The organism is Streptomyces clavifer (assembly GCF_036345975.1).
Taxonomy (GTDB): domain Bacteria; phylum Actinomycetota; class Actinomycetes; order Streptomycetales; family Streptomycetaceae; genus Streptomyces; species Streptomyces clavifer.
This window is the reverse complement of the sequence record NZ_CP107793.1, coordinates 1628945-1655624: the sequence shown is the minus strand read 5'-3', so window position 1 is coordinate 1655624 and position 26680 is coordinate 1628945. Positions and strand designations below refer to the sequence as shown.

Here is a 26680-nt window from a genome sequence, read left to right as displayed (position 1 = left end):
GGAGGAGAACGCCGTGCTGCGCTCCACACGTCGCCGAACCTGGGCCGTCGCGGCCGCGGCAGCGGTCGTCGCCGGCCTCCTCGCCCCGGTCGCCGTGAACGCGGCGCACCGGGCGGGGAGCGGGACGGCCGCGCCCCTCGCCCCGGCCCCGCAGCCCTCGGGCTCCGAGTGCCGGACGTCGGTCACCGGCTCGCGGGTCGTCGCCCACTGCCACAATCCGCACTCCACCACCGATCTCGTCCGGCTCCACACCGAGTGCAGCCGCTGGTGGGACGTCGACGCGGACGGCGAGGCGGTCGCGGTACAGCCGGGCCGGACCGTACGGCTCGAGGACCGGTGCTGGAAAGAGGTCGGCTCGGCCTGGGTCAGCCACCACTCCGAGTAGGCCGTGCGGTCGTGCCGGGCCGGGACGGTGGCGCCCGGGCCCTGCCCCGGCCGCGGTCCGCCGGGTCGGCCTAGACCCGGTCCCGCAGGCAGTTCAGCGCGTGGCTCGCCGCCTCCGCGGCGGCCGTCTCGGCATCGCCCGCCCGGATCGCCTCGACCAGCCGTGCGTGGTCCATGTGCTCCTCGGGGCGCAGCTCGGACCCCACGTCGTCGCGAAGGTAGTCGCGGAGCAGATCGTTCAGGTCGGCGTACAACTCTGTCAGCACGTCGTTGTGCGAGGCGGCGACCACCGCGAGGTGCAGCGTCGCGTCGGCCGCGACGAACGCCTCCGCGTCCCCGGCGGCCCAGGTCTCCTCGCGCCGCGCCATCAGCGTGTCCAGCTGCCGCAGATCCCGCTCGGTGCGCCGGAGGGCGGCCAGCCGGGCCGCGGAGGACTCCAGGGTGGAGCGCAGCTCGGCGATGTGCCGGGGGTCGGCGTCGGCGAAGCGGCGGTGCATCACGCCCGCCAGCTCGCTGGTGGCGACGACGTACGTACCGGAGCCCTGCCGGATGTCCAGCAGCCCGTTGTGCGCGAGCGCGCGCACCGCCTCGCGCACCGTGTTGCGGGCGACCCCCAACTGCTCCACCAGCGCGGGTTCGGTGGGGATCCGCGTACCCACGGGCCACTCGCCCGACGTGATCTGGTTCCTCAGCTGGGCAATCACCTGGTCGGCGAGAGCCGAACGCCGCGGAGACGTCAGCGCCATGGTGCTCCTTGCTCGTGGTCCGGAAGGGCGGTCGGAGAAACGGTGTGCTCCGGATCCTCCCAGGAAAGGGAGCACCGGAGTGGACAACCAATCATCCCATGATTCTATGATGGGCCTCATGGCCGATGACGAGACCCGGACCCTGAGCCCCGCGGCTCCCCCGAACGCGCCCCCGGGCGCCCCCGCCCCGAAGGCCGCCCCCGCCCCGAAGGCCGCCCCCGCCCCGAAGGCCGCCCCCGCCCCGAAGGCCGCCCCCGGCCCCGCCCCGTGGCTCCTGCGCCTGGTCACCGTCGGTCTCGTCCTCGCCGCGCTCAATCTGCGGCCCGCCATCACCAGCCTCGGCCCCCTCCTCGAAGAGGTCCGGGACGGGCTGCACATGAGCGGCAGCGTCGCGGGCGTCCTCACCTCCGTGCCCCCGCTGTGCTTCGCGGTCTTCGGATTCATGGCACCGCGGCTGGCCCGCAGGTTCGGGGCGGGCGCCGTCGTGTGCGCGGGCATGGTGGCCATCACGGCCGGGCTGCTGATCCGCCCCTTCGTGGGCGGCACCGCGGGCTTCGTCGCCGCCAGTGCCCTGGCCCTGATGGGCATCGCCGTCAGCAACGTCCTGATGCCCGTCATCGTCAAGCGCTGGTTCCCGGACCGGGTCGGCAGCATGACCGGCCTCTACTCGATGGCACTGGCCCTGGGCACCGCACTGGCGGCTGCCGTCACCGTGCCCATGACCGAGGTCCTGGGGGGCAGCTGGCGGACCGGGCTCGCCGTCTGGGCCGTGCTCGCGGCCCTCGCGATCGTGCCGTGGATCCCTCTCGTCCGGGACCGCGGCACCACCCCGGTACAGCCCGGGGGACGCCGGCAGCCGGCCCCCGTCCTCAAGATCACCCGCAGCCGGACCTCGTGGGCGCTCGCCTGCTTCTTCGGCCTCCAGGCCACGGCCGCGTACATCACCATGGGCTGGATGCCGCAGATCTTCCGCGACGCGGGGATCTCCGCGGGCACCGCCGGTGTGCTGCTCGCCGTGACCATGGCCATGGGCGTGCCCCTCGCCTTCGTCATACCCCGCGCCGCCGCCCGGCTGCGGAACCAGGGGCCGATCGTCGTCGTCCTCGGTGGCTGCGGTCTCCTCGGCTACGCGGGCCTCTACCTCGCTCCCGCCGGCGGCGCCTGGCTCTGGGCCCTGCTGCTGGGCATCGCCAACTGCGCCTTCCCGCTGGCCCTCACCATGATCGGTATGCGGTCCCGGACCGGCGCCGGTGTCGTCAGGCTCTCCGCCTTCGCGCAGTCCACCGGCTACCTGCTCTCGATCCCCGGCCCGCTGCTCGTCGGCGTGCTCTACCAGCACAGTGGCGGATGGGGCCTGCCGCTCGCCCTGATGGCAGGCCTCATGGTGCCGCAGATGATCGCGGGAGTGCTCGCCGGACGGGACCGGACGATCGAGGACGAATGCTGAGGTGCGAGACTGGGGCCATGCCCGTACTCGATCCGAATCCCCCGAACGGCCAGAAGAAGCTTCTCCTCGTCTTCGGGGCGATGCTGCTCATCGGCGTCGTCATCAGCATCATCGCCACGATCGCCTCTCCCGCGTAGGGGTACGGCGGCCCCGCCGCGCCCCTCTCGCCGCCGCCACCGCACTGCGGGCCCGCGTCTTCGTGACCCCTCCCCGGCCAGGGGATGGTAGGGCCTGCCCCACCCTCCCCTAGGGGGCCAGGTTCAGGGTCGAGTGGGTGGGTCACCGGATGGGACCGCCGCCCGAGGGCCCGTAGGTTCTGGGTATCAGAGCCGAGGACCCACGGAGGCGGACATGCCGGCCCCTGCACCCACCCGCACCCACCGCCCCGACTCGGACAGCATCGAGGTCAGGCTGCCGTGGTGGGCCGTCGCGCTGCCCGCCCTCGCCTTCGCCGCGCTCCTCCTGCTGATCTCGGGGCCCGGCCAGGCGCACGCCGCGACCGGCGCCCCGGCACTCGGACGACTGCTCGGACAGGTCCTCAAGCTGCTCGCCGCCTGACGTGCACCGAACAGGACGGACCCGGGCCGACCGGCGCCGTTCACCCTCAGCGGGGCAGCACGTCAACACCCTGCGCCCGGACACACATTTCGTGCGAAGCTGAGGTGTATGAGCGCCGATACACCTCGCAGAATCGTCCTTCTCAGGCACGCAAAGGCGGAATGGTCGCAGCAGTCCGACCATGAGCGGCCCCTGGCCGAGCGGGGCCGCAAGGACGCCCCCGTCGCCGGCCGCAGGCTCGCCGACTCCGGTACCGAATTCGATCTGGCTCTGTGCTCGACCGCCACCAGGACCCGCGAGACCTGGAAGCTCGCGGTCCACGAATTCCCGCAGCGCCCCAGGACCGTGTACGAGGAGCGGCTGTACGACGCCTCCGTCGGCGAGCTGATCGCACTGTTCAACGAGACCTCGGACGACGTAGGCAGTCTGCTGGTCATCGGCCACAACCCCGGCATGCACGGCGCCGCGGACGCGCTCTCCGGCAAGGCCGAGGGAGAGGCGCTCACGCGGATGACCCGGGACGGCTTCCCGACCGCCGCCTACGCCGTCGTCGAGTTCTCCGGTTCCTGGAAGAGCCTGGAGCACGGGGTGGGCACGCTCGTCGAGTACTGGACGCCCAACGACTGAGCAGGACGTACGAAGGGGCCCGGCACATCCGCTGTGCCGGGCCCCTTCGTACGTGGCGGTGCCAGGTGGTTCGTACGTGGCGGTGCGTGGGTGGTCAGTCGACGAGGCCGTCGGCGGCCTCGACCTCCTCGCGGGTGATCCCGAGCAGGTACAGCACGGTGTCCAGGAAGGGCACGTTCACCGCTGTGTGGGCGGCCTCGCGGACCACCGGCTTGGCGTTGAAGGCGACGCCCAGACCGGCCGTGTTCAGCATGTCGAGGTCGTTCGCACCGTCCCCGATGGCCACCGTCTGAGCCAGCGGCACCCCCGCCTGCGCGGCGAAGCTGCGCAGCAGCCGGGCCTTGCCCGCCCGGTCCACGATGTCGCCCACGACCCGGCCCGTGAGCTTGCCGTCGACGACCTCGAGCGTGTTGGCGGAGGCGAAGTCGAGCCCGAGACGCTCCTTGAGGTCGTCCGTGACCTGGGTGAAGCCGCCCGACACCACGCCCACTTGGTAGCCGAGCCGCTTCAGCGTGCGGATCAGGGTGCGGGCGCCGGGAGTCAGCCTGACCTCGGCACGCACCTTGTCCACGACCGACACGTCGAGCCCCGCCAGCAGCGCGACCCGGGCGTGCAGCGACTGCTCGAAGTCGAGCTCGCCGCGCATCGCCTGCTCGGTCACCTCGGCGACCTTGTCCTCGCAGCCCGCGTGCGCCGCGAAGAGCTCGATGACCTCGTCCTGGATGAGCGTCGAGTCCACGTCCATCACCACCAGCCGCTGGGCCCGGCGGCTCAGGCCGGCCGAGACGACGGCGATGTCGACGCCGATCCCGGCCGCCTCCGTCGCCAGCGCGGTCCGCAGCTCCTCGGTGCCGGTGCCGGAGACCGCGAACTCGACCGCGGTGACGGGGTACTTCGCCAGACGGAAGATCCGGTCGATGTTCCCGCCGGTGGAGGTGATCCTGGCCGCTATGACGGCGGTGGACTCCGCGGTCAGCGGGTGCCCCAGGACGGTCACATGGGAACGGCCGTCGCCACGGGGCCGGTTGTCGCCCGTCCCCGAGATGATCTCGGCCTGCAGCTTCAGGGACTCCGCCCAGCTGTGCACGGTGGCCCGGAGGTCGCCCTCGGTCGTACCGTCCGACGCCGGGGAGGTCACCAGGGCGCACAGGACTATGCGGCCACGGGTGACGACCTGCTCGATGTCCACGACGTCGACGGAGTAGGCGGCCAGGGTGTCGAAGAGTCCGGCGGTGATACCCGGGCGGTCCTTCCCGAAGATCTTGACGAGCAGCGTGGGTGCGTCCGAGTCCCGAGGGGGTTCGGGAAGCTCAGGGGACCGGGGAGGCAGAGGGGGCTGGGGTGCGCTCATGGTGCTCCCACCGTATAGGTCCGAAGGGCGGCTCCGAAGCCCGTTCCGACCAGCGGACAGCCCGTCCGGCGGGGCACGCTCCGGCACGGTGGGGGGACGGTTGCCCCGGATGCTGCGGTCCGGCCCGATTCATCCCGGGCCCGCCGGGTGCCGCACAGGCCTCCCCAGCGTCTTCACCCGCCCGGCTTTCCGTTCCGGGACCGCTCCTGGAATAGTTCGCCACGATGTTCAGCATCCCTAGACTCCCTGCAACGGGGGTAACTCGGGGGACGACTAGTGGGGCGCGGAGTGCCGGAACTCGTACTGGAATTGAATGGAAGGACCTGGGCGCTCGATCCGTCCAGGTCGTACACCCTCGGACGTGATCCGCAGGGCGATCTGATGATCGACGACGCCCGGGTGTCGTGGCGGCACGCCACGATCAGCTGGAACGGCCGCAGTTGGTCCATCGAGGACCACGGCAGCACCAACGGCACCTATACGCAGGGCCGGCGCATCCAGCAGATGGAGATCGGTCCCGGCACGTCCCTGCACCTGGGCAACGCCACCGACGGACCGCGGCTGAGCCTCACCGGTGCCGCCGCGGGTGCCGGTGTGCCCGGGGGGCAGCCGGTGGGGGCGCAGCAGGCTCCCGGGCAGCCGCAGCAGCCCGCGCAGGGTGCCACCGCCTGGCCCGAACCGGCGCAGCAACAGCACCAGGCCTGGCAGCAGCAGGCCCCGGCCCCGCACCAGCAGGCCCCCGTCCCGCACCAGCAGGGCCCGGGACAGGTGCCCGCAGCGGGCGGACCCGGCGGTGCCGCGGGGGCGCCGCCGGTCTACGGGGACCGCAGCCCGACCACGTTCCACCAGCTGGACCTCGGCCGGGTCATGCGCATCGGCCGTGCGCTGGAGAACGAGCTGGTCGTCTCCGACCTGCAGGTCTCCCGCCTGCACGCCGAATTCCGGGCGACGCCCGACGGCCGCTTCGAGATCCGCGACCTCGGATCGCACAACGGCACGTACGTCAACGGCCAGCCGCTCAGCAAGTCCGGCTCCGCCCTCATCGGCCCGAACGACATCGTCGGCGTCGGCCACTCGACCTTCCGGCTGGTCGGGGACCGGCTGGAAGAGTTCGTCGACACCGGTGAGGTCTCCTTCTCCGCCCGCCACCTCACCGTGACGGTCGACGGGGGCAAGGACATCCTCAAGGACGTCTCGTTCGGCGTCCCCGAGAAGTCCCTGATCGCCGTCATCGGCCCGTCGGGCTCCGGCAAGTCCACCCTGCTCAAGGCTCTCACCGGCTACCGGCCCGCCAACCAGGGCGACGTCCTCTACGACAACCGGAACCTCTACAAGCAGTTCGCCGAGCTCCGGCAGCGCATCGGCCTGGTCCCGCAGGACGACATCCTGCACAAGGAACTCACGGTCACCAGGGCCCTCAAGTACGCGGCCAAGCTGCGCTTCCCCGCGGACACCACCGAGGCCGAGCGCACCGCCCGGATCCACGAGGTCCTGGCCGAGCTCAAGCTCGACATCCACAAGGACAAGAAGATCACCTCGCTCTCCGGAGGCCAGCGCAAGCGCGTCTCGGTCGCCCTGGAGCTGCTGACCAAGCCGTCGCTGATCTTCCTGGACGAGCCGACCTCGGGCCTCGACCCGGGCATGGACCGCGACGTCATGCAACTGCTGCGCGGCCTCGCCGACGACGGGCGCACGGTCCTGGTCGTCACGCACTCCGTGGCCGAGCTGGCGATCTGCGACAAGCTCCTGGTCATGGCCCCGGGCGGGTCCGTCGCCTACTTCGGGCCTCCCGAGGAGGCGCTGAACTTCTTCGGGTACACCAGCTGGGCCGACGTCTTCTCCGCTTTCGAGAACTACCGCGACTACGACTGGGCGGGCCGCTGGCGCGGTTCGCAGCACTACCAGATGTACGCCGCGGACATCGACGCCGTCGCGGCGCAGCCCGTGCACATGCCCTCGCGGCAGCAGAGCCGCCCCCCGAAGCCGTCGGGATGGCTGGCCCAGCTGTGGACGCTGATGCGCCGGTACGTCTCGGTGATCGCGTCCGACAAGGGCTTCCTGCTCCTGATGGTGCTCCTGCCCGCCGTGCTGGGTGTCGTCAGCGTGGTCATTCCCGCGGAGTTCGGCCTGGCGGAGCCCGAGCCGCCCTCGCGCTTCAACGGCAAGGCCGGGACCATCATGCTGATCCTCGCGGTCGGCATGTGCTTCGCCGCCGCGGCCAACTCCGTACGAGAGCTGATCAAGGAGCGGGTGATCTACGAGCGGGAACGGGCCACCGGCCTCTCCCGTTCCGCCTACCTGCTGTCCAAGGTGATCGTCCTCGGTCTGATCACCGCTTTCCAGGGCGTGATCCTCTGCGGGATCGGCTTCTCCACCCGTGCGCTGCCGGAGGAGGGCCTGCTCATGCCCCCCGCCGTGGAGATCTGCCTGTCGATCATCGTGCTCGGCTTCACCTCGATGATGGTCGGCCTGCTGATCTCCGCGCTGGTCAAGACGGCAGAGAAGACCATGCCGCTGCTCGTCATGTTCGCCATCGTCCAGGTCGTCTTCACCGGTGTGCTCTTCCAGCTCTACGGGTCCCCGGGCCTCGAGCAGTTCGCCTGGCTGATGCCGTCGCGGTGGGCGGTCGCCGCGGCGGGCACCACGCTGGACCTCGCCCACCTCATGCCGCCGTGGGAGCCGGAGAACCCGACCGACCTGGACCCGCTCTGGGAGCACTCGGCCGGGCAGTGGGGGATCAACATCGCGGTGATGCTCGCCATGAGCGCCGTTCTCTTCTTCGCGGTCTCGCGGATGCTGCGCCGCCACGAGCCCGAGGTGATGCGCAAGTAGCGCGTCCGGCCCGACCGGACCCGGAAACGCCCGAGGGCGGCAACCCCGTGGGGTGCCGCCCTTCGGCATGTGCCGGCCGGTCACGCGACGCTGCGGACCGGCGGGTCAGCTGTGCCGGGCCCTGCTCGGTGCGTGACTCAGTACGCGCTGTCGACGTTGTCGATCGAGCCGTACTTGTCCGCGGCGTAGTTGGCGGCCGCGGTGATGTTGGCGACCGGGTCGTACTGGTCGTGCTTGGTGCCCTTGACGTGGTAGAAGTCGAAGGTCGGCTTGATGACCTGCAGCAGGCCCTTCGACGGGACGCCGTTGATCGCGTTGATGTCCCAGTCGTTGATCGCGCGCGGGTTGCCGCTGGACTCACGGATGATGTTGCGGTGCAGGCCCTCGTACGTACCGGGGATGTTCTTCTTGTCCATGATGGAGAGAGCCTCGCGGATCCAGCCGTCCAGGTTGTTGGCGTAGACCGGCTTGCGGTCGGCCGCGCGGCTGGCCTTCTTGGCGGAACGCTTCTTCGCGTCGGCCTTGGCGGCAGCCTTCTTCTTGGCCGCGGCTTCCTTCTTGGCCTCGGCGACGGCCTTGGCCTTCGCCTCGTTCTTGGCCGCGGCCTTCTTCTCGGCGGCGGTGGCCTCGGCCTTGGCGGAGTCGGCGGCCTTCACCAGCTGGGCGGCGGTGGAGTGCTGCTCTATGACGCTGGACTGGACGGACTTCGTCTGCGACGACCCGGCGAAGACCACCGGCGCACCGGATGCGGCCTGCGGCTCGGTCGTGGCCGAAGCGCTGTCCGGGACGAGCGAGAACGCGAGAGCGGCGGCGGCCAGAGTGGAGACACCGGCGACGGAGAGCTTCTGCGCCTTGTTCAGGCGACGGCTACGGCTGGAGATGCGGGACACGGACATGCAGTCGTACCTCTTCGAATAGCAGGAGTCCTCACCGAGGACGCAGACGGGAAGCGCGGTTGCGCATCTCCGTCGGGAACAGATGCAATTCTTAGCGCCAGCAAAATGGCCTGGCAAAGGTGTGACGTACGAAGCCGGGTAGTGGATTGGGGGGCTGTTCATACCTCCTTGTCCGCTTTGGGGGTTGGCGTATTGCCCGCTTTGGGGCAACTATCCGCCTTCGTAAGTGACGTGGGTCCTATGCCTGGGCTCACATGGGGCACCCCCCGAGCTCACGAATAGTTGCTGCTGTAATGCGGAGTGTTAGGTTCCGAATCTGGCTGCGGGGGGGGGTGGGTGCCGCCGTACTCGCGCCCGAGGCGCGGGTGGCGCCGCACCTCGCGTACCGCCGTCCCGGCACCCGTGCGCACCCATGCCGGGGCGCGTCCCGCCCCGCCGCCGCGTCCGGTGGGTCAGCGGCGCGGGGCCGCCGGCTCGTGCGGCCCGTCCGCCACCCGCTGCGGGGCCGCCGCCGGGTCCGTCCAGCACCCGCCGCTCGCCGGCCGCGGCTCCTGCGCGCGGGCGCCGATCGATCCAGCCCGTGTTCCGATGCCGCCCCCCTTACAGGGGCCCCTCCGAGTGCCGCCGGGTCTCCGCCCGCGCTCGCGGCACCCGGCGCATCCGTCCCGAGCAGGGCGCGCGCCTTCGACGCCACCGTCCCGCCCCGCTTCCGTGCGGTTCCGCAGTCGCATCCGCACCCACCGTGACCACGCCCCCGGCGAACCGCCCGTGAACGACGCGTCCCCTGTGCGGGGCGGCCGTCGGAGCGCGCGGCGGGAGTACGGCAGGGCCGCGACGACGCCGCGGGCCGGGGGAGCGGACCGTGCCGATGGTCCACGGTCGACCGGACTGCCGGCCCTCGTGCAGGGAGGCGCCGGACGCGGGCGGACAGGAAGGTCCGGGACGCCCGTCGACGCGGCATCGCGCACCCGGTCGCCGGCCTCACCGCCGTCCGCACGGGACCGCGTCGCGCTGCCGGGGAAGCGCGGGCCGGCGGCCCCGTCAGGAGCCCTCTGCCGGCCCCGGCCTAGTCCCCGCGCCCCATCCGGCAGCCGTCCACAGACCGATACGGCGCCGCCACCCCCGCCGGTACGGTGAGCACATGAGTCACCGCCCACCGTCGGGCCTCGCCTCGGTCAGCGCCGCGCTGCTCGCCATGAGCCGGCACCTGGACGTGCGGGACGTCCTCAAGACGATCGTCGCCTCCGCCCGCGAACTGCTGGACGCCGAATACGCGGCCCTGGGCGTCCCCGACGACCACGGCGGCTTCGCCCAGTTCGTCGTCGACGGGGTCGGCGACGAGCAGTGGAAGGCCATCGGCCCGCTGCCCCGGCAGCACGGGATCCTCGCCGCGATGCTGCACGAGGCGAAGCCCGAGCGGCTCGCCGACGTCCGCAAGGACCCCCGCTTCGGTGGCTGGCCCGACGCCCACCCCGACATGTCCGACTTCCTCGGCCTGCCCATCCAGGACGGCGACGAGATCATCGGCGCCCTCTTCCTCGCCAACAAGCGGTGCCCCAAGCCGCAGGGCGGCTGCGGTTTCACCGAGGAGGACGAGGAACTCCTGGGCATCCTCGCCCAGCACGCCGCGATCGCCCTCACCAACGCCCGGCTGTACGAACGCAGCCGCGAGCTCACGATCGCCGAGGAGCGCTCCCGGCTCGCCCACGAGCTGCACGACGCGGTCAGCCAGAAGCTCTTCTCGCTCAGGCTGACCGCGCAGGCCGCCGCCGCCCTCGTCGACCGCGACCCGGCCCGCGCCAAGGGCGAGCTCCAGCAGGTCGCCGCCCTCGCCGCGGAAGCCGTGGACGAGCTGCGCGCCGCCGTCGTCGAGCTGCGTCCGGCCGCCCTGGACGAGGACGGCCTGGTCGCCACGCTCCGCACCCAGGTCCAGGTCCTGGACCGCGCGCACAGCGCCCGTGTCACCTTCCGGAGCGCCGGAGTGCGCGCCCTGCCCGCCGCGCAGGAGGAGGCGTTCCTCAGGGTGGCGCAGGAAGCCCTGCACAACGCACTGCGCCACTCCGGCGCCGGGCACGTCGCCGTCACCCTCGACCGGCACGCCTCCGCCGCCGTGCTGCGGATCACCGACGACGGCAGCGGCTTCGACCCCCACGCGGTCCGGCACGCGGGCCGTCATCTGGGCCTCGTCTCGATGCGCCACCGGGCGGGCAGCGTCGGGGGCAGGCTCACCGTTGCCTCGGAGCCCGGCAAGGGCACCACGATCCAGATGGAGGTCCCCTGTGGCTGACAAGATCATCAGGGTGCTGCTGGTCGACGACCACCAGGTGGTCCGGCGCGGGCTGCGCACGTTCCTGGAGGTCCAGGACGACATAGAGGTCGTGGGCGAGGCCTCCGACGGGGCCGAGGGGGTCGCCAGGACGGAGGAGCTCCGGCCCGACGTCGTCCTGATGGACATCAAGATGCCGGGTACGGACGGGATCGAGGCCCTGCGCAGGCTCAGGGAGCTGGAGAACCCGGCGAGGGTCCTCATCGTGACCAGCTTCACCGAGCAGCGCACCGTCGTCCCCGCCCTCCGCGCGGGAGCGTCCGGTTACGTGTACAAGGACGTCGACCCGGATGCCCTGGCCGGAGCGATCCGGTCGGTCCACGCCGGTCACGTCCTGCTCCAGCCGGAAGTCGCCGGCGCCCTGCTGGCCCAGGACGACGGCGGCAGCGGCACGGGCCGGGGGAGCACCCTGACCGAACGGGAACGCGAGGTGCTGGGCCTGATCGCCGACGGACGCTCCAACCGGGAGATCGCCCGGGCACTGGTCCTCTCGGAGAAGACGGTCAAGACCCACGTGTCGAACATCCTGATGAAGCTCGACGTGTCGGACCGGACCCAGGCGGCACTCTGGGCGGTCCGGCACGGTGCTGCGGGCTGAAGGGGAGCCGGGGCGCCGTCGGACAGGAAGCGGAGGGTTCCACTCCAGTCCGTACATTCATACTGTCGGGTGGATGCTGCCCGGCAGGCGCATCCTGCGTCCCCCCGAGGCGTTCTCCAGGGCACGCTGCGGCGGTCGGCCGCAGCGACGCGAGGAGGATCCTGAAGTGAAGAACCTGAAGAAGGCCGCTGCCGTCACCCTGATCGCCGGCGGAATCATCGCCGCCGGTGCCGGAGCCGCCTCCGCCACGGGCCACAGCGGCGCCGGTGCCCATGGCACGGCCGTGGGGTCCCCGGGTGTCGCCTCGGGCAACCTCGTCCAGGTCCCGGTGCACGTCCCGGTGAACGCGGTCGGCAACACCGTGAACGTGGTGGGCCTGCTCAACCCCGCCTTCGGCAACTTCGGCCTGAACGGCTGACCGAGCCCCGCACCGCCGGACGGGCACCCCGCCCGTCCGGCGGCCGAGACCGCCCCGTCAGCCGCGCCCCCGCTCCTCCACGTACGCGTTGTACGCGGCGACCTGCGCCCGCCGGGCCACCCGCTCCACCGGTCGCAGCGCCTCGCTCCGAGCCGCGATCTCCGAAGCGCTCACCGCACCGCCGGGCCCGTTCTCATGGGCCACCGCAATCAAGAGCCCCACCCGCTGGGCGAGCTCCAGCACCCGCACCGCCCGCGGCGGGTACCCCGGGGCCAGCACCTCGCGCCCCCGCTCCGCCCGCGCCCGGTACGCGTCCACCGCAGCCTCGGCCACCGGACCGGAACCGGCGACATCCAGCCGGGCCAGCACCGCCGTCGCGTCCCGTAGCGCCTCCGCGAGCTCCCGCTCCGCCTCGCTCAGCGACGGGACGTCGGCCGGTGGAGCCTCGCGCACCGCCAGGCAGCGCCACACCACCTCGGCATGCACGTCTCCGGCCGGGCCCGCTTCGCTCACCTCCGGCACGAGCCCGAACGGCGCCCCGGACGTGACGACCGCCTCCTCCGCATCGAGCGCCCGCGCGTTGAATTCCGGCGGCCCGCTGAGCCCCAGCGGATGCCCGGGCACCGGCAGCGCCACCCGGAAACCGGTCGCCCCGAGCCCCCTCAGCCTGCCGAGCGCCAGCGTGAGCCCGACCGGCCCCGCTTCACCCGGCAGCCCCTCGACGCGGTGCACCGCGTCCTCACCGACAATCGCGAGCGCTGCGTCGTCCGGTGACACAAGTCCGGCCAAAAGCGCGTTTCCCCATGCGGCGAGCCGCCCTGAGCGTGGTTCCGAAAGCATGGGAACAGCCTAGGGAACGGACCTAGGAGTCGGAGCACTCCCGGGGTGGCGTAGGTTTTCCCTGGGAGCTGTGCCCACAGGCACGCGACGATCTCGACACTGCATGGGGAGACAACGCGCCATGAGCGATGTACTGGAGCTGGTGGACGTATCCGTGGTCCGCGACGGACGCGCTCTGGTGGACGACGTCTCCTGGTCGGTCAAGGAGGGGGAGCGCTGGGTCATCCTCGGCCCGAACGGCGCCGGCAAGACCACCCTGCTCAACATCGCGTCGAGCTACGTCTTCCCCAGCACCGGCACGGCCAGGGTCCTCGGCGAGCGGCTCGGCGGGGTCGGCACCGACGTCTTCGAGCTCCGCCCCCGGATCGGCATCGCCGGTGTGGCCATGGCCGACAAGCTGCCCAAGCGCCAGACCGTGCTCCAGACGGTGCTCACCGCCGCCTACGGCATGACCGCCACCTGGCACGAGAACTACGAGGCCGTCGACGAGGAGCGCGCACGCGCCTTCCTCGACCGGCTCGGCATGACCGAGTTCCTCGACCGGAAGTTCGGCACCCTCTCCGAGGGCGAGCGCAAGCGCACCCTGATCGCCCGCGCCATGATGACCGACCCCGAGCTCCTGCTCCTGGACGAGCCCGCCGCGGGCCTCGACCTCGGCGGCCGGGAGGACCTGGTGCGCCGGCTGGGCCGGCTCGCGCGCGATCCGTACGCCCCCTCCATGATCATGGTCACCCATCACGTGGAGGAGATCGCGCCCGGCTTCACCCACGTCCTGATGATCCGCCAGGGCAAGGTGCTCGCCGCGGGCCCCATGGAGACCGAACTCAGCTCCCGCAACCTCTCGCTCTGCTTCGGCCTGCCGCTCGTCGTCGAGCACACCGGCGACCGCTACACGGCCCACGGACTCCCGCTCTCCCCGTAGTCGGCGCGGAGTCACCTCCCCTGCGCCCTGTCGGGGAGGGTGCCCGCGGTCCTACGATGAACGCGTGGACATCGAAGCGTGGGTGTGGTGGCTGATCGGCGCGGTGGGACTGGGCATTCCCCTCGTCCTGACCGCGATGCCCGAATTCGGGATGTTCGCCGTCGGGGCGGTGGCCGCTGCGATCGTCGCGGCCCTCGGCGGTGGCGTCGTCGCCCAAGTGCTGGTCTTCGTCCTGGTGTCGGTGGCACTCATCGCGGTCGTACGCCCGATCGCGGCCAGACACCGGACGGGTCGGACCGGGCACGCCAGCGGGATCGACGCCCTGAAAGGCCGTCAGGCCGTCGTCCTGGAACGGGTCGACGGCAGCGGCGGGCGCATCAAGCTCGCAGGCGAGGTCTGGTCCGCGCGCACCCTCGACAGCGATCAGAGTTTCGAACCCGGCCGGCAGGTCGATGTCGTGGACATCGACGGGGCAACGGCCGTCGTCATGTGAGAAGCGGTCACACGGCAGGCCCGAGTCTGCCAAACTCGAAGTCGATCATCATGGGACTGGAACCGTCATAAAAGATGCGACCGTCCTGACCGTTCGACCTCGATCATCGCGATCCGTCGGCAACCGAAGGGCACGAGGCACACGATGCAACCGATCATCATCGTCCTGATCATTCTGGTGGTGCTCGTCTTCATCGCCCTGATCAAGACGATCCAGGTCATCCCGCAGGCCAGTGCCGCCATCGTGGAGCGCTTCGGCCGCTACACCCGCACCCTCAACGCCGGGCTGAACATCGTCGTCCCGTTCATCGACTCGATCCGCAACCGGATCGACCTCCGCGAACAGGTCGTCCCCTTCCCGCCCCAGCCGGTGATCACCCAGGACAACCTCGTCGTCAACATCGACACCGTCATCTACTACCAGGTGACCGACGCCCGCGCCGCGACCTACGAAGTCGCCAGCTACATCCAGGCGATCGAGCAGCTCACCGTCACCACGCTCCGCAACATCATCGGCGGCATGGACCTCGAACGGACGCTGACCTCCCGCGAGGAGATCAACGCGGCGCTCCGCGGAGTCCTCGACGAGGCCACCGGCAAGTGGGGCATCCGCGTCAACCGCGTCGAGCTCAAGGCCATCGAACCGCCGACCTCCATCCAGGACTCGATGGAGAAGCAGATGCGCGCCGACCGTGACAAGCGCGCTGCGATCCTCACCGCCGAAGGCATCAGGCAGTCCGCGATCCTCACCGCGGAGGGCGAGAAGCAGTCCGCGATCCTGCGCGCCGAGGGTGAGGCGAAGGCATCCGCCCTGCGCGCCGAGGGTGAGTCCCAGGCCATCCGCACGGTCTTCGAGGCCATCCACGCCGGTGACCCCGACCAGAAGCTCCTCTCGTACCAGTACCTCCAGATGCTCCCGAAGATCGCCGAGGGCGACGCCAACAAGCTCTGGATCGTGCCCAGCGAGATCGGCGACGCACTCAAGGGCCTCAGCGGCGCCTTCGGCAACCTCGGCGGCGGAGCCCCCGGCTTCGACACCGGGAACAAGGAACGCCGGGAGCAGCCCCCGGTCGGCTGACCGGGAGACACCTTCGTGCATGATCAGTGAGGCCCCTCGACCTTCATGGCGGGGAGGCATCACTGACCACCGAAGGAGATGGCCTTGTCCATCTGGGAAATTCTCGCGGTCTTCGCGGCCGGAGTCGGCGCAGGGACGATCAACACCATCGTCGGCTCCGGTACGTTGATCACCTTCCCCGTCCTGCTCGCCACCGGCCTGCCACCGGTCACCGCCACCGTCTCCAACGCACTCGGCCTGATCCCCGGTTCGATCAGCGGTGCCATCGGATACCGCAAGGAACTGGCCGGCCAGCGCCGCCGCATCCTCAAGTTGAGCGTCGGCGCACTCGTCGGCGGTCTCACCGGCGCCACACTCCTGCTGGCCCTGCCCTCCACGGCGTTCGAGACGATCGTGCCCGTCCTGGTGGCGCTCGCCCTGGTCCTGGTCATCCTGCAACCCCGCATCAGCAAGGCCGTCCAGCGCCGCCGCGCACACACCGGGGCCCCGGTCCGCCCCGACGGCGGTCCGCTCCTCTTCACCGGACTGACGCTCGCGAGCGTCTACGGCGGCTACTTCACGGCGGCCCAGGGCATCATCTACCTCTCCCTGATGGGCATGCTGCTCGACGACACGATGCAGCGCCTCAACGCCGTCAAGAACGTCCTGGCCGCCGTCGTCAACAGCGTCGCCGCACTCTTCTTCCTCTTCGTGGCGGACTTCGACTGGACGGCCGTCGTGCTCATCGCCGTGGGATCCGCGATCGGCGGGCAGATCGGCGCCAGGGTCGGCCGCCGCCTCAGTCCGCGCTACCTGCGCGCCCTCATCGTCGTCGTCGGCACGGCGGCCATCGTCCAGCTGGTGCTGCGCTGAACGAGGGAGCCCGCCTCCGGGGGAGTCGGGCTCCCTCCCCGCACCGCGACTACGCGGCGGACCGGGCCAGCCACTCCGGCAGGGCCGACCGGTCACCGGCACCCATCGCGAGCAGCATCGCGTACGCGGGAGACGGGACGAACGGCTGACGCAGCAGCGGCATGTCCGCCTGCTCCGGCGTCCGGGCCGCCTTGCGGTGGTTGTCCTCGGCACAGGACGCCACGGTGTTCAGCCAGGTGTCCTGGCCGCCCTGGGCGCGCGGCACCACGTGGTCGACGGTGCTCGCCCGCCGCCCGCAGTACGCGCACCGGTGCTGGTCCCGTATGAGCACGCCCTTCCTGGACCACGGGGCGTGTCTTCGGAACGGCACCCGGACGAACCGGCAGAGCCTGATGACCCGGGGCACCGGGATGTCGACGGCGGCACCACGCATACGGAGGCCGGGATGCGACTGCTCGACGACGGCCTTGTCCTGCAGGATCAGCACCACCGCACGGTTGAGCGTCACCGTCGACAGCGGCTCGAAGCTCGCGTTGAGCACCAGTGTGTCCCGCATCCTGCCCACCTCCCGTGTGCCGCCCGCCCGGTCGCGGGCCCGGATCAACTCTGGCCGGGCGAGCCGTGATGGACAACGCAATAAAAAAATGCCCTGCTCTGGTCTCTCCAAGACCAGGGCAGGGCAAACAGCGGGTGAACCATCAGCTCTCGGGGGACGCGTACTCCCCGATCAGCCGGGCGCGGGCCAGTGTGTGGAACCGCAGGTTGAAACCGACCGCCGCGGGTGACGCGTCGCTGTCCGGGCCGAGCTCTTCGGTGTCCACCGCGTACACCGTGAACACATAGCGGTGGTTCTCACCGGCCGGCGGCGCCGCACCGCCGAACTCCTTCGACCCGTAGTCGTTCCGTGCGTGGACGGCGCCCGGGGGCAGCCCCTCGAACGTGCCGCTCCCCGCACCGGCCGGGAGCTCCGTGACCGATGCCGGGATGTCGAACACCACCCAGTGCCAGAACCCGCTGCCCGTCGGGGCGTCCGGGTCGAAGCACGTCACGGCGAAGCTCTTCGTCTCCGCGGGGAAGCCCTCCCACCGCAGCTGCGGCGAGGTGTTCCCGGCGGAGAACACCTGCGCGTGCGCGAGCACGGCTCCCGGCGCGAGGTCCTCGCTCACCACGGTGAACGAGGGGACCTCGGGATGGAAGTCGTGCGGCAGCGGCGCCCTCTTCGGCTCGGTCACGTCAGCACCTCTCCTGATCGGCTGTGAAGCGTCCTGCCACCGACCCTAGGCCGTGTCAGAGCCAGTTGCGCTGTCCGCCGACCTGGGAGAGCCACTGGTTCAGGTAAGCGGCCCAGTCCGTGCCCTGGTAGTCGTTGTGGCCGACCTTGAACGCGCGGTACGAGTCGCTGCCCTCGCTGAAGAGGCCCGGCTTCTTGTCCATCTCCAGCACGACGTCCATCTCGCGGTCGTCCGCCACGAAGGTCAGCTCGACCTGGTGCAGTCCGCGGTACTGCTGCGGCGGGAAGAACTCGATCTCCTGGTAGAACGGCAGCTGCTGGCGCGTGCCACGGATGTGTCCGCGCTCCATGTCCGCGGCGCGGAAGGTGAAGCCCAGCTGCCCGAAGGCGTCCAGGATGGCCTGCTGGGCGGGCAGCGGGTGCACGTTGATCGGGTCCAGGTCACCCGAGTCCACCGCGCGGGCGATCTCCAGCTCGGTGGTCACCCCGATGTTCATGCCGCGCAGGTGCTGCCCGGCGAACATCGTGATCGGGGTCTCCCACGGAATCTCGAGCCCGAAGGGCACGAGGTGCACCGCGCCCGCCTTCACCTCGAGGGCACCGCCCAGGCGCAGCTTGGCGAACTCGATGTCCTGCTTGGTCTCCTGGTCCCCGCCCTCCACCTCGACCCGCGCCTGCAGCCCGACCGAGAGTGCCTCGATCTGCTGGTCGACGGAACCGCCCTGGATCCGCACCTCGCCCTGGACGACCCCACCGGGGACGACGTTGAGTTCGGTCAGCTCGGTCTCGACCGAAGCACCGCCGGCACCCATGCTCGCGAGCAGTCGCTTGAAGCCCATGATTTTTTCCTCCTTGGTCCTGACCCCTACATACGCGCCACGACCGTAGCCGGTTCCCGTCGCTCCGATCCCAGTACCCTCGGACGCCATGAACAAGGGCACGGACCGCACGCCGCTGACGCGGGAGTTCTTCGACCGACCCGTCCTGGACGTGGCCCCCGATCTGCTGGGGCGCATCCTGGTCCGCTCCACCGACGAGGGTCGCATCGAGCTACGGCTGACGGAGGTGGAGGCCTACGCGGGCGAGGTCGACCCGGGCTCCCACGCCTTCCGCGGACGGACGCCCCGCAACAGCGTGATGTTCGGCCCGCCGGGCCATTCGTACGTCTACTTCACGTACGGGATGTGGCACTGCCTCAACCTGGTGTGCGGACCCGAAGGCATGGCGAGCGGTGTCCTGCTGCGAGCCGGCGAGATCGGCGTCGGAGCCGAGATGGCCCGCAAACGCCGATTCTCGGCCCGTCATGACAGAGAACTGGCCAAAGGGCCGGCCCGTCTGGCGACGGCCCTGGATGTGGACCGCGCCCTGGACGGGAGCGACGTGATCGCCGGCCCGAAGGCGGCCCTGTCCGTCCTGCGGGGCACCCCGCCACCCCGCGACCAGGTACGGAGCGGTCCCCGTACCGGCGTCGGAGGTGACGGCTCCCATCAGCCGTGGCGCTTCTGGATCGACGGGGACCCCACGGTCAGCCCGTACCGGGCCCATGCGCCGCGCCGTCGCTCAACTTGACTCGCCCTCGCCGCGTCCCTAATGTAGTCCGAGCCGCTTGAACGGATGCAGATGTTGTTGGTACGGCCCATCGGGCCGGACCGGAGCATCCGGAGAGGGCCAACCACTACCTACGATCCACCCTGGCGGGTGCAATTTCGGCATGCCGGAATTCGCCTGACGACTCGATTATGAGTCACCGAGGGAATCGGTTAACGTAGTGAACACGCCGAAAGGCAAAGGCCGCTCCAACTGGCCACCAGAATCAAATTCGGACCGGAAACGGAACGGAAAAGAGTCTGGTAAAGTCGGAATGGCCGGAAAGGGAAACGCGAAAGCGAAGAACTGGAAAGCGGCACCCGCTTCGACCGGGAATCGGACACGAAAGAGTCTGATAGAGTCGGAAACGCAAGAACGAAGGGAAGCGCCCGGAGGGCCCCGGTGAAACGGGACCGAAGGAAGCGTCCGTTCCTTGAGAACTCAACAGCGTGCCAAAAGTCAACGCCAAATTTGTTGATACCCCGGCCCACTTCGGTGGGTTGGTGGTTCCTTTGAAGTCCTACTGGCCCATGTGGCGGGTAGGCAACATCAGCGAGGACGCTGTGGATGACCAGCCCTATTCCGGTTGGTTGTCCCGCTCTTCTATGGTGCTCTCCCGATTACGGGAAAACATTCATGGAGAGTTTGATCCTGGCTCAGGACGAACGCTGGCGGCGTGCTTAACACATGCAAGTCGAACGATGAAGCCCTTCGGGGTGGATTAGTGGCGAACGGGTGAGTAACACGTGGGCAATCTGCCCTTCACTCTGGGACAAGCCCTGGAAACGGGGTCTAATACCGGATAACACTCTGTCCCTCATGGGGCGGGGTTAAAAGCTCCGGCGGTGAAGGATGAGCCCGCGGCCTATCAGCTTGTTGGTGGGGTAATGGCCTACCAAGGCGACGACGGGTAGCCGGCCTGAGAGGGCGACCGGCCACACTGGGACTGAGACACGGCCCAGACTCCTACGGGAGGCAGCAGTGGGGAATATTGCACAATGGGCGAAAGCCTGATGCAGCGACGCCGCGTGAGGGATGACGGCCTTCGGGTTGTAAACCTCTTTCAGCAGGGAAGAAGCGCAAGTGACGGTACCTGCAGAAGAAGCACCGGCTAACTACGTGCCAGCAGCCGCGGTAATACGTAGGGTGCGAGCGTTGTCCGGAATTATTGGGCGTAAAGAGCTCGTAGGCGGCTTGTCACGTCGGATGTGAAAGCTCGGGGCTTAACCCCGAGTCTGCATTCGATACGGGCTAGCTAGAGTGTGGTAGGGGAGATCGGAATTCCTGGTGTAGCGGTGAAATGCGCAGATATCAGGAGGAACACCGGTGGCGAAGGCGGATCTCTGGGCCATTACTGACGCTGAGGAGCGAAAGCGTGGGGAGCGAACAGGATTAGATACCCTGGTAGTCCACGCCGTAAACGTTGGGAACTAGGTGTTGGCGACATTCCACGTCGTCGGTGCCGCAGCTAACGCATTAAGTTCCCCGCCTGGGGAGTACGGCCGCAAGGCTAAAACTCAAAGGAATTGACGGGGGCCCGCACAAGCAGCGGAGCATGTGGCTTAATTCGACGCAACGCGAAGAACCTTACCAAGGCTTGACATATACCGGAAAGCATCAGAGATGGTGCCCCCCTTGTGGTCGGTATACAGGTGGTGCATGGCTGTCGTCAGCTCGTGTCGTGAGATGTTGGGTTAAGTCCCGCAACGAGCGCAACCCTTGTTCTGTGTTGCCAGCATGCCCTTCGGGGTGATGGGGACTCACAGGAGACTGCCGGGGTCAACTCGGAGGAAGGTGGGGACGACGTCAAGTCATCATGCCCCTTATGTCTTGGGCTGCACACGTGCTACAATGGCCGGTACAATGAGCTGCGATGCCGCGAGGCGGAGCGAATCTCAAAAAGCCGGTCTCAGTTCGGATTGGGGTCTGCAACTCGACCCCATGAAGTCGGAGTTGCTAGTAATCGCAGATCAGCATTGCTGCGGTGAATACGTTCCCGGGCCTTGTACACACCGCCCGTCACGTCACGAAAGTCGGTAACACCCGAAGCCGGTGGCCCAACCCCTTGTGGGAGGGAGCTGTCGAAGGTGGGACTGGCGATTGGGACGAAGTCGTAACAAGGTAGCCGTACCGGAAGGTGCGGCTGGATCACCTCCTTTCTAAGGAGCATCTAGGTTTCCTTCGGGGAATCCAGAGACCATTACGTCGGCAAATGTTCGACGGTGGTTGCTCATGGGTGGAACGTTGACTATTCGGCACGATGAGCAAGTTGTTGTGAGTACTGCTTCGGCGTGGAAAACAGGGACGGGTTGATCGGGTCGGGCACGCTGTTGGGTATCTGAAGGTACGGGCTCGTTGAGTCACGGTCTTCGGTTGCCGGCCCCAGTGAACTCACCTGTAAGGGTGGGGTGATGGGTGGCTGGTCGTTGTTTGAGAACTGCACAGTGGACGCGAGCATCTGTGGCCAAGTTTTTAAGGGCGCACGGTGGATGCCTTGGCACCAGGAACCGATGAAGGACGTGGGAGGCCACGATAGTCCCCGGGGAGCTGTCAACCAAGCTTTGATCCGGGGGTTTCCGAATGGGGAAACCCGGCAGTCGTCATGGGCTGTCACCCGCTGCTGAACACATAGGCAGTGTGGAGGGAACGCGGGGAAGTGAAACATCTCAGTACCCGCAGGAAGAGAAAACAACCGTGATTCCGGGAGTAGTGGCGAGCGAAACCGGATGAGGCCAAACCGTATGTGTGTGATACCCGGCAGGGGTTGCGCATACGGGGTTGTGGGATCTCTTTTTCATAGTCTGCCGACTGTGAGACGAGTCAGAAACCGTTGGTGTAGGCGAAGGACATGCGAAAGGTCCGGCGTAGAGGGTAAGACCCCCGTAGCTGAAACATCAACGGCTCGTTTAAGAGACACCCAAGTAGCACGGGGCCCGAGAAATCCCGTGTGAATCTGGCGGGACCACCCGCTAAGCCTAAATATTCCCTGGTGACCGATAGCGGATAGTACCGTGAGGGAATGGTGAAAAGTACCGCGGGAGCGGAGTGAAATAGTACCTGAAACCGTGTGCCTACAAGCCGTGGGAGCGTCGCTGTTGTTCTTCGGAACAGCAGTCGTGACTGCGTGCCTTTTGAAGAATGAGCCTGCGAGTTAGCGGTGTGTAGCGAGGTTAACCCGTGTGGGGAAGCCGTAGCGAAAGCGAGTCCGAATAGGGCGATTGAGTTGCACGCTCTAGACCCGAAGCGGAGTGATCTAGCCATGGGCAGGTTGAAGCGGAGGTAAGACTTCGTGGAGGACCGAACCCACCAGGGTTGAAAACCTGGGGGATGACCTGTGGTTAGGGGTGAAAGGCCAATCAAACTCCGTGATAGCTGGTTCTCCCCGAAATGCATTTAGGTGCAGCGTCGTGTGTTTCTTGCCGGAGGTAGAGCACTGGATAGGCGATGGGCCCTACCGGGTTACTGACCTTAGCCAAACTCCGAATGCCGGTAAGTGAGAGCACGGCAGTGAGACTGTGGGGGATAAGCTCCATGGTCGAGAGGGAAACAGCCCAGAGCATCGACTAAGGCCCCTAAGCGTACGCTAAGTGGGAAAGGATGTGGAGTCGCAGAGACAACCAGGAGGTTGGCTTAGAAGCAGCCACCCTTGAAAGAGTGCGTAATAGCTCACTGGTCAAGTGATTCCGCGCCGACAATGTAGCGGGGCTCAAGCGTACCGCCGAAGTCGTGTCATTCATACACATAGGGCCAACGCCCGTATGGATGGGTAGGGGAGCGTCGTGTGCCGGGTGAAGCAGCCGCGGAAGCGAGTTGTGGACGGTTCACGAGTGAGAATGCAGGCATGAGTAGCGATACACACGTGAGAAACGTGTGCGCCGATTGACTAAGGGTTCCTGGGTCAAGCTGATCTGCCCAGGGTAAGTCGGGACCTAAGGCGAGGCCGACAGGCGTAGTCGATGGACAACCGGTTGATATTCCGGTACCCGCTTTGAAACGCCCAATACTGAATCAGGCGATGCTAAGTCCGTGAAGCCGGCCCGATCTCTTCGGAGTTGAGGGTAGTGGTGGAGCCGATGAACCAGACTTGTACTAGGTAAGCGATGGGGTGACGCAGGAAGGTAGTCCAGCCCGGGCGGTGGTAGTCCCGGGGTAAGGGTGTAGGCCGTGTGGTAGGTAAATCCGTCACACATTAAGGCTGAGACCTGATGCCGAGCCGATTGTGGTGAAGTGGATGATCCTATGCTGTCGAGAAAAGCCTCTAGCGAGTTTCATGGCGGCCCGTACCCTAAACCGACTCAGGTAGTCAGGTAGAGAATACCGAGGCGTTCGGGTGAACTATGGTTAAGGAACTCGGCAAAATGCCCCCGTAACTTCGGGAGAAGGGGGGCCATCACTGGTGATCCGATTTACTCGGTGAGCTGGGGGTGGCCGCAGAGACCAGCGAGAAGCGACTGTTTACTAAAAACACAGGTCCGTGCGAAGCCGTAAGGCGATGTATACGGACTGACGCCTGCCCGGTGCTGGAACGTTAAGGGGACCGGTTAGTGCACTTTCGGGTGTGCGAAGCTGAGAACTTAAGCGCCAGTAAACGGCGGTGGTAACTATAACCATCCTAAGGTAGCGAAATTCCTTGTCGGGTAAGTTCCGACCTGCACGAATGGCGTAACGACTTCTCGACTGTCTCAACCATAGGCCCGGTGAAATTGCACTACGAGTAAAGATGCTCGTTTCGCGCAGCAGGACGGAAAGACCCCGGGACCTTTACTATAGTTTGATATTGGTGTTCGGTTCGGCTTGTGTAGGATAGGTGGGAGACTTTGAAGCGGCCACGCCAGTGGTTGTGGAGTCGTCGTTGAAATACCACTCTGGTCGTGCTGGATGTCTAACCTGGGTCCGTGATCCGGATCAGGGACAGTGTCTGATGGGTAGTTTAACTGGGGCGGTTGCCTCCTAAAGAGTAACGGAGGCGCCCAAAGGTTCCCTCAGCCTGGTTGGCAATCAGGTGTTGAGTGTAAGTGCACAAGGGAGCTTGACTGTGAGACCGACGGGTCGAGCAGGGACGAAAGTCGGGACTAGTGATCCGGCAGTGGCTTGTGGAAGCGCTGTCGCTCAACGGATAAAAGGTACCCCGGGGATAACAGGCTGATCTTCCCCAAGAGTCCATATCGACGGGATGGTTTGGCACCTCGATGTCGGCTCGTCGCATCCTGGGGCTGGAGTCGGTCCCAAGGGTTGGGCTGTTCGCCCATTAAAGCGGTACGCGAGCTGGGTTTAGAACGTCGTGAGACAGTTCGGTCCCTATCCGCTGTGCGCGTAGGAATATTGAGAAGGGCTGTCCCTAGTACGAGAGGACCGGGACGGACGAACCTCTGGTGTGCCAGTTGTCCTGCCAAGGGCATGGCTGGTTGGCTACGTTCGGAAAGGATAACCGCTGAAAGCATCTAAGCGGGAAGCCTGCTTCGAGATGAGTATTCCCACCACCTTGAGTGGTTAAGGCTCCCAGTAGACGACTGGGTTGATAGGCCAGATGTGGAAGCCCGGTAACGGGTGGAGCTGACTGGTACTAATAGGCCGAGGGCTTGTCCTCAGTTGCTCGCGTCCACTGTGTTGTTCCCAGGCCACGAATAGTCGTGCTGGTTGAACAGTTTCACTACTTAATTGAAAAGTGTGCTTGTTCGCTAAGTGCCGATACCCTGTGTTCCAGGGTTGGCCGATAGTGTTTCGGTGGTCATTGCGTTAGGGAAACGCCCGGTTACATTCCGAACCCGGAAGCTAAGCCTTTCAGCGCCGATGGTACTGCAGGGGGGACCCTGTGGGAGAGTAGGACGCCGCCGAACAATCTTTCAAGGACCCCTGGTCCCAGCGTTCATGCTGGGACCAGGGGTCCTTTTGTTTTTCCCGAAGCGCGTCGACTGGTCGGCTGCGCGAGAATGTCTGTGGTACCCGATGACAGGAGTCACCCCCATGTCCACCAACTCTTCCGACGACCGTCCGGAGCGCGAGCCGCGTCGCCGGGACGCCGGTGACAGGGGCGGCTTCCGAGGCGCTCGTGACGACCGTTCCTCCGCGCCTCGACGTGACAACGACCGTCCCAGCGGCGGTTTCCGTCGTGACGACAACCGCGGTGGAGGCGGCCGGCCTACGGGCGGTGGCTTCGAGCGGCGTGACGACCGCGCTCCCCGTCGTGACGACAGCCGTGGTGGCAGCACCGGCGGTGGCTTCCGCCGCGACGACAACCGTGGTGCCGGTACCGGCGGTGGCTTCCGCCGTGACGACCGTGCCCCGCGTCGCGATGACGACCGTGGTGGGTACCGCGGTGGTCAGCAGCGTGACGACCGCGGCGGCCGTCCTACGGGCGGTGGCTTCGAGCGTCGCGACGACCGTGCCCCGCGCCGTGACGACAGCCGTGGTGGCAGCACCGGCGGTGGCTTCCGCCGCGACGACAACCGCGGTGGAGGCGGCCGTCCTACGGGCGGTGGCTTCGAACGGCGTGACGACCGCGCTCCCCGTCGTGACGACAGCCGTGGTGGCAGCACCGGCGGAGGTTTCCGCCGTGACGACAGCCGTGGTGGTGGCACTGGTGGCGGTGGCTTCCGCCGTGACGACCGTGCGCCTCGTCGTGACGACAACCGTGGTGGCGGTTTCGAGCGTCGTGACGACCGTGCCCCGCGTCGTGACGACGACCGTGGTGGGTACCGCGGTGGTCAGCAGCGTGACGACCGCGGCGGCCGTCCTACGGGCGGTGGCTTCGAGCGTCGCGACGACCGCGCTCCCCGTCGTGACGACAACCGCGGTGGCAGCACCGGCGGAGGTTTCCGCCGCGACGACAACCGTGGTGGTGGCACCGGCGGTGGCTTCCGCCGTGATGACAGCCGCGGTGGTGGCACTGGTGGCGGTGGCTTCCGCCGTGACGACCGTGCCCCGCGTCGCGATGACGACCGTGGTGGGTACCGCGGTGGTCAGCAGCGTGACGACCGCGGCGGCCGCCCCAGTGGCGGTGGCTTCGAGCGTCGCGACGACCGTGCCCCGCGTCGTGACGACAGCCGTGGTGGCAGCACCGGCGGTGGCTTCCGCCGCGACGATCGTGCCCCGCGCCGCGACGACGACCGGCCGAGCAGCTTCCGTCGTGACGACGACCGTGGTGGGTACCGCGGTGGTCAGCAGCGTGACGACCGCGGCGGCCGTCCTACGGGCGGTGGCTTCGAACGGCGTGACGACCGCGCTCCCCGTCGTGACGACAACCGCGGTGGCAGCACCGGCGGAGGTTTCCGCCGCGACGACAACCGTGGTGGTGGCACCGGCGGTGGCTTCCGCCGTGACGACAACCGTGGTGGTGGCACCGGCGGTGGCTTCCGCCGTGACGACCGCAGCAGTGACCGCGACCGTGCGCCCCGTCGCGACAACGACCGGGGCAACGACCGGGGCGGATTCCGCGGGCGGGACGACCGCGGTGGTTACCAGGGACGTGACGACCGCGACCGTGAGCCGATCAAGC

At 67.9% G+C, this 26680-nt stretch carries 21 protein-coding genes, 3 rRNA genes and 1 pseudogene; 18 read left to right on the top strand and 7 right to left on the bottom strand.

Going from position 1 to position 26680, the window contains the following annotated elements; translation table 11 throughout:
• Nucleotides 1-16 precede the first annotated feature (16 nt).
• A complete protein-coding gene (locus tag OG927_RS06990; RefSeq protein WP_056792761.1) occupies nucleotides 17-385 on the top strand; it encodes a hypothetical protein in 369 nt (122 codons plus the stop codon).
• 70 nt (nucleotides 386-455) lie between these two features.
• Here OG927_RS06990 and OG927_RS06985 read toward each other — a convergent pair whose 3' ends face one another.
• Entirely contained in the window at nucleotides 456-1130 is a 675-nt protein-coding gene (locus tag OG927_RS06985; RefSeq protein WP_124282714.1) for a FadR/GntR family transcriptional regulator, read from the bottom strand.
• Nucleotides 1131-1239: 109 nt separating this feature from the next.
• Between OG927_RS06985 and OG927_RS06980 the strand changes: the two genes are divergently transcribed.
• The 4 genes from OG927_RS06980 to OG927_RS06965 all read left to right on the top strand — a co-directional run bounded on the left by OG927_RS06980 (nucleotide 1240) and on the right by OG927_RS06965 (nucleotide 3762).
• Nucleotides 1240-2577: a CynX/NimT family MFS transporter gene (locus OG927_RS06980; protein ID WP_330321301.1), complete on the top strand. Its 1338-nt coding sequence runs from the start codon at nucleotides 1240-1242 to the stop codon at nucleotides 2575-2577.
• A 17-nt stretch (nucleotides 2578-2594) separates the two neighbouring features.
• Nucleotides 2595-2714: an SGM_5486 family transporter-associated protein gene (locus OG927_RS06975; protein WP_274923068.1), complete on the top strand. Its 120-nt coding sequence runs from the start codon at nucleotides 2595-2597 to the stop codon at nucleotides 2712-2714.
• A gap of 214 nt (nucleotides 2715-2928) precedes the next feature.
• On the top strand, nucleotides 2929-3135 hold the full coding sequence (locus OG927_RS06970) for a hypothetical protein (RefSeq protein WP_209470777.1): 207 nt from the start codon (nucleotides 2929-2931) through the stop codon (nucleotides 3133-3135).
• Between the two features lie 108 nt (nucleotides 3136-3243).
• Nucleotides 3244-3762: a SixA phosphatase family protein gene (locus OG927_RS06965; RefSeq protein ID WP_319103777.1), complete on the top strand. Its 519-nt coding sequence runs from the start codon at nucleotides 3244-3246 to the stop codon at nucleotides 3760-3762.
• Nucleotides 3763-3856: 94 nt separating this feature from the next.
• Here the strand turns inward: OG927_RS06965 and serB are convergent, their stop codons facing one another.
• Nucleotides 3857-5113: a phosphoserine phosphatase SerB gene (gene serB / locus OG927_RS06960; RefSeq protein ID WP_056792744.1), complete on the bottom strand. Its 1257-nt coding sequence runs from the start codon at nucleotides 5111-5113 to the stop codon at nucleotides 3857-3859.
• A gap of 276 nt (nucleotides 5114-5389) precedes the next feature.
• Here serB and OG927_RS06955 point away from each other — a divergent pair, with 276 nt between their 5' ends.
• Nucleotides 5390-7945 carry an ABC transporter ATP-binding protein/permease gene (locus OG927_RS06955; protein WP_330319852.1) on the top strand — a complete coding sequence of 852 codons (2556 nt, stop codon included), beginning with the start codon at nucleotides 5390-5392 and terminating at the stop codon, nucleotides 7943-7945.
• A 137-nt stretch (nucleotides 7946-8082) separates the two neighbouring features.
• Here OG927_RS06955 and OG927_RS06950 read toward each other — a convergent pair whose 3' ends face one another.
• A complete protein-coding gene (locus tag OG927_RS06950; RefSeq protein WP_056792746.1) occupies nucleotides 8083-8841 on the bottom strand; it encodes a transglycosylase SLT domain-containing protein in 759 nt (252 codons plus the stop codon).
• Between the two features lie 1141 nt (nucleotides 8842-9982).
• Here OG927_RS06950 and OG927_RS06945 point away from each other — a divergent pair.
• The 3 genes from OG927_RS06945 (at nucleotide 9983) to OG927_RS06935 (ending at nucleotide 12183) form a co-directional block, all read left to right on the top strand.
• A complete protein-coding gene (locus OG927_RS06945; RefSeq protein ID WP_124282716.1) occupies nucleotides 9983-11128 on the top strand; it encodes a GAF domain-containing sensor histidine kinase in 1146 nt (381 codons plus the stop codon).
• Nucleotides 11121-11765: a response regulator gene (locus OG927_RS06940; RefSeq protein WP_056792748.1), complete on the top strand. Its 645-nt coding sequence runs from the start codon at nucleotides 11121-11123 to the stop codon at nucleotides 11763-11765. Before OG927_RS06945 ends, OG927_RS06940 begins: the two co-directional genes overlap by 8 nt.
• Before the next feature lie 166 nt (nucleotides 11766-11931).
• Nucleotides 11932-12183: a chaplin gene (locus OG927_RS06935; RefSeq protein ID WP_056792749.1), complete on the top strand. Its 252-nt coding sequence runs from the start codon at nucleotides 11932-11934 to the stop codon at nucleotides 12181-12183.
• Between the two features lie 57 nt (nucleotides 12184-12240).
• Here OG927_RS06935 and OG927_RS06930 read toward each other — a convergent pair whose 3' ends face one another.
• On the bottom strand, nucleotides 12241-13023 hold the full coding sequence (locus tag OG927_RS06930) for a hypothetical protein (protein WP_056792750.1): 783 nt from the start codon (nucleotides 13021-13023) through the stop codon (nucleotides 12241-12243).
• Nucleotides 13024-13144: 121 nt separating this feature from the next.
• Between OG927_RS06930 and OG927_RS06925 the strand changes: the two genes are divergently transcribed.
• The 4 genes from OG927_RS06925 to OG927_RS06910 all read left to right on the top strand — a co-directional run bounded on the left by OG927_RS06925 (nucleotide 13145) and on the right by OG927_RS06910 (nucleotide 16367).
• Nucleotides 13145-13945 carry an ABC transporter ATP-binding protein gene (locus OG927_RS06925; RefSeq protein WP_056792751.1) on the top strand — a complete coding sequence of 267 codons (801 nt, stop codon included), beginning with the start codon at nucleotides 13145-13147 and terminating at the stop codon, nucleotides 13943-13945.
• 64 nt (nucleotides 13946-14009) lie between these two features.
• The gene (locus OG927_RS06920; RefSeq protein WP_056792752.1) at nucleotides 14010-14438 is read left to right on the top strand and encodes an NfeD family protein; all 429 of its coding nucleotides are present in this window, start codon (nucleotides 14010-14012) and stop codon (nucleotides 14436-14438) included.
• A 144-nt stretch (nucleotides 14439-14582) separates the two neighbouring features.
• Complete coding sequence (locus OG927_RS06915) at nucleotides 14583-15515, top strand: SPFH domain-containing protein (RefSeq protein ID WP_056792753.1); 933 nt, start codon at nucleotides 14583-14585, stop codon at nucleotides 15513-15515.
• An 84-nt stretch (nucleotides 15516-15599) separates the two neighbouring features.
• Nucleotides 15600-16367 (top strand): sulfite exporter TauE/SafE family protein, encoded by a 768-nt coding sequence (locus OG927_RS06910; protein WP_056792754.1) that lies wholly within the window; start codon nucleotides 15600-15602, stop codon nucleotides 16365-16367.
• A 49-nt stretch (nucleotides 16368-16416) separates the two neighbouring features.
• On the opposite strand, the gene OG927_RS06905 is transcribed toward OG927_RS06910, so the two are convergent.
• The 3 genes from OG927_RS06905 to OG927_RS06895 form a co-directional block, all read right to left on the bottom strand.
• Entirely contained in the window at nucleotides 16417-16923 is a 507-nt protein-coding gene (locus OG927_RS06905; RefSeq protein ID WP_330319851.1) for an HNH endonuclease, read from the bottom strand.
• 142 nt (nucleotides 16924-17065) lie between these two features.
• Nucleotides 17066-17599, bottom strand: a complete 534-nt coding sequence (locus OG927_RS06900) for a YbhB/YbcL family Raf kinase inhibitor-like protein (RefSeq protein ID WP_330319850.1) — start codon at nucleotides 17597-17599, stop codon at nucleotides 17066-17068.
• Between the two features lie 55 nt (nucleotides 17600-17654).
• The gene (locus tag OG927_RS06895) at nucleotides 17655-18437 is read right to left on the bottom strand and encodes a sporulation protein (RefSeq protein WP_056792757.1); all 783 of its coding nucleotides are present in this window, start codon (nucleotides 18435-18437) and stop codon (nucleotides 17655-17657) included.
• 88 nt (nucleotides 18438-18525) lie between these two features.
• On the opposite strand from OG927_RS06895, the gene OG927_RS06890 reads away from it, so the two are divergent.
• The 5 genes and pseudogenes from OG927_RS06890 to OG927_RS06870 form a co-directional block, all read left to right on the top strand.
• Nucleotides 18526-19167 (top strand): DNA-3-methyladenine glycosylase, encoded by a 642-nt coding sequence (locus tag OG927_RS06890; RefSeq protein ID WP_056792758.1) that lies wholly within the window; start codon nucleotides 18526-18528, stop codon nucleotides 19165-19167.
• A 651-nt stretch (nucleotides 19168-19818) separates the two neighbouring features.
• Nucleotides 19819-21344, top strand: a 16S ribosomal RNA gene (locus tag OG927_RS06885).
• Nucleotides 21345-21647: 303 nt separating this feature from the next.
• Nucleotides 21648-24772 (top strand): 23S ribosomal RNA (locus OG927_RS06880).
• A gap of 133 nt (nucleotides 24773-24905) precedes the next feature.
• Nucleotides 24906-25022: ribosomal RNA gene (rrf, locus tag OG927_RS06875) — 5S ribosomal RNA — on the top strand.
• The 16S, 23S and 5S rRNA genes sit together here, the layout of an rRNA operon.
• Before the next feature lie 109 nt (nucleotides 25023-25131).
• Nucleotides 25132-26619 (top strand): annotated as a pseudogene (locus tag OG927_RS06870) (hypothetical protein); the annotation flags it as partial.
• Nucleotides 26620-26680: the final 61 nt, after the last annotated feature.